This is a genomic window from Winogradskyella sp. UBA3174 (assembly GCF_002364335.1).
Classification (GTDB): domain Bacteria; phylum Bacteroidota; class Bacteroidia; order Flavobacteriales; family Flavobacteriaceae; genus Winogradskyella.
In genome coordinates this window covers 1117-4246 of sequence record NZ_DEXW01000034.1, presented here as the reverse complement: position 1 = coordinate 4246, position 3130 = coordinate 1117, and the positions used below count along the sequence as shown (strand labels likewise).

Below are 3130 nucleotides of genomic sequence, written 5' to 3'. Positions count from 1 at the left end.
CCTTCTTTTAGGTCAGGAACGTCTTGTAAGTTTTCTGCAATTGTTTTTCCTGTAACCGTTAAACAATCTCCATGAATGAGTCCCTTTTTAAGAAGATATTTCAATACTGCTGGAATTCCTCCAACAGCATGTACATCTTCCATTAAGTATTTGCCACTTGGTTTTAAATCGGCTAAGAATGGGGTTTTATCACTTATGTCTTGAAAATCTTTCAGTGTGAAATCAATTTGAGCCGCTCTTGCAATGGCTAAAAAGTGTAGCACTGCATTTGTAGAGCCGCCTAATATAGTGACCAATCTCACCGCGTTTTCTAAAGATTTTCTTGTAATAATATCTGAGGGTTTAATGTCTTTTTCTAATAATAAACGTAACGCTTCACCTGCTTTTACAGATTCTTCTTGCTTAGCGTCGCTCAAAGCAGGGTTTGAAGAATTAAATGGTAGTGCCATTCCTAAAGCTTCAATAGCAGAAGCCATAGTGTTTGCCGTATACATGCCTCCGCAAGCTCCAGCTCCAGGACACGCTTTTTCTACAATATTTTGATATTCGTTTTCTGACATGGTTCCGGCAACTTTGCTTCCCCATGCTTCAAAAGCTGAAACTACATCTAGTTTTTTTCCGTTGTGGCAACCAGAATCAATGGTTCCTCCATAGACTAAAATGGATGGGCGATCCAAACGGATCATAGCCATTAATGCTCCTGGCATATTCTTGTCACAGCCAACGACCGTAATTAATCCGTCATAGCTCATGGCTTGCACTACAGTTTCCATGGAGTCTGCAATAATGTCGCGAGATGGCAATGAATAACGCATTCCTGGTGTTCCCATAGAAATACCATCACTTACACCAATGGTGTTAAAAATTAAGCCAATGACATCTTCGTTTTTTGTGCCCTCTTTAACAAGTTTTGCTAAATCATTTAGGTGCATGTTACAAGGATTGCCTTCGTAACCTGTACTGGCAATTCCGACTATTGGTTTAAAAAAATCTTCTTTAGTCAATCCAATAGCATGCAACATCGCTTGAGCAGCTGGTTGCGTTGGATCTTGTGTAACGGTTTTACTGTATTTGTTTAATTCATTCATAGTTTTATTGTAGCAAAAGTGATTTGCAAAATCTAAATTACTTGTTATGCTATATTTAGAGATTGATATTCTATTTCTTAATCTAAATTCAATACAACTGACATTGGGTTAAACATTTGATTGTTAATATTTTAACTTAAAATAAATATGATGCCCAAGTATGTTATATTTTTGTGAGATAGAGCCTTTATAATTTGAAGGTTAAGAAATTTATAACATGAGTTTTGATGGTGGAGTCAACGGGACAAAAGACGAACTATTTTAATGAGGATTTATTAAGTTTAAAAGGAGTTTAACGATTGAAATTATTTTACTACCCGTATTTAGTTGCAAAGTTTAGATGGATTAAAATGACCAAAAAGTGTCTGTTGGTGAAGGAACTTTGCTAGTTTTTAATTCGTTAGAACCAGAAAATTGATAGGTTAATTTCCTTGCATGAAGGCAAATAGATGGCAGCAAGTATTGTTAACCTGAGTTATATTTTCATCCCCAATAATAGGTAGTCCTAATATTTGATAATTGGGTTCTTATTTGATGGAATCGATCAGTTTTTGGTTTTATTTTTAAAAGATAGCTAGAATCATTTTTGTCTATTAACTCGATAGGAAAGAAAACATTGTAAGGTATCTTTTGATCTTGATTTGACTATTTATGCTCTTTTTTCTAACTTGTTTTTTACGAGAAAATTAATTAAGTTTTCTTTGTTGGCTTGTTTTTAACACCTGTCAAATACGCTTTTTGAAACTTTTCGTCTATTAAATAGCGCATTAAATACTACAAGAATGCTTTTTTTATTGGCAAAAATTAAGATGCCACTAGTCATACGATCTAATCTATGTACAATAACAACAACAACAACAATATAGGGTTTTCGTTTGTTTTTAAAAGGTGATTTAAAATTTGATCCTCAAGAGTTTAATTCCCGAAAGTTTTTTACTTATCCGACCAGCTATTTTGTTAACAACTATAGCATCATTTGTTTCATCCAATACTTTAAGGCTTGACATAAGTAGATGTTTTTATAAATATAAAAATAGTTTTAATATGGCTCTCACTAGAGTTGCTACTTTTCATAATGGCAGTTTGAATTTAAAGTTCGTCAATTCGAATTATCAACTGTCCTGTCTTTTTTTTTGGTAAGACTGCATGTTCAAGACGTTAACTTGTTATCTGATTATACCAGCTTTAGTCATTTAAATTAATTATTAGTTAGGGAATAGATACTAATCATTGTGTATTTTTAAGGAATAATTTATTGTGTAAACTCGTTATCACTAGTCTTCTGTCAGTAAGTAATTATTGTTGACGTATTCAGTTAATTATCGTTACTCAAACTACAAACTACAGCATTATAAAATTGTTTGCGGAAAGAATTACGTTTTTATAAAAAGAGGCTTCAGAACTGAAGCCTCTTTATTATAAGAATATACACTTGCTATTTATAAAAAAGATAGTGTTTAGTTAATAATTATTTTCTTGTTTACTTTTCCATTTTTAGTCTCAACCATCACAATATAAACTCCTGAAGCTAATTGCAGAGGTAACGACATAGACCGTTCATCTGGATTTATATTCCATGTTTTTACGCGTTGCCCTACATAGTTAAACAAACTAACATTTAGTATTTCTGTATCTACAATTAAATTCAGTTGTAATTCGGAAATTGAATTATTCATATAAATTTGAATTCCGTCCAATAAAGTTTCCTCTTCTAAAACATTTAGAGTTGGCTGACGTACAATAAAAAATCTATTTAGATACTCACCTGCTTCTAGATTAATTGAAAAGTTTTGGTTTGTAATATCATGTGTTTGACCTGTTAAATTGTCTTTAATATAAATAGGAGTGTAATCCTCTGCATTTTCTAGCTCATCAACTTCGATACTTACAAGTCCACCTTCTAGTGTTTGAATACCTATTGGGATTTCTTTATCAAAATCAAATTCATTAGTTGCTTGAATCACATATTTTTTATCGTCAAGAACCCAATACATATCATCATCATAAACATCGTACATTTCTGCATCATATCCCCAATCTAC

The 3130-nt window shown here is 32.4% G+C and carries 3 protein-coding genes; all 3 read right to left on the bottom strand.

The genetic code is table 11. The features are described 5' to 3' along the window. On the bottom strand, window positions 1-1088 hold a 1088-nt coding region (locus B2U95_RS04720), incomplete at its 3' end, for a dihydroxy-acid dehydratase (protein WP_296313343.1). 715 nt (window positions 1089-1803) lie between these two features. Then, window positions 1804-1911 (bottom strand): hypothetical protein, encoded by a 108-nt coding sequence (locus B2U95_RS04715; RefSeq protein ID WP_296313341.1) that lies wholly within the window; start codon window positions 1909-1911, stop codon window positions 1804-1806. Window positions 1912-2545: 634 nt separating this feature from the next. Further along, the coding region (locus B2U95_RS04710; protein WP_296313339.1) for a T9SS type A sorting domain-containing protein at window positions 2546-3130 on the bottom strand (585 nt) is incomplete at its 5' end.

Excerpts from the sequence above, each read along its gene's own strand:
- B2U95_RS04715 (WP_296313341.1), bottom strand. The coding sequence starts at position 1,911 with ATGACTAGTGGCATCTTAATTTTTGCCAATAAAAAAAGCATTCTTGTA.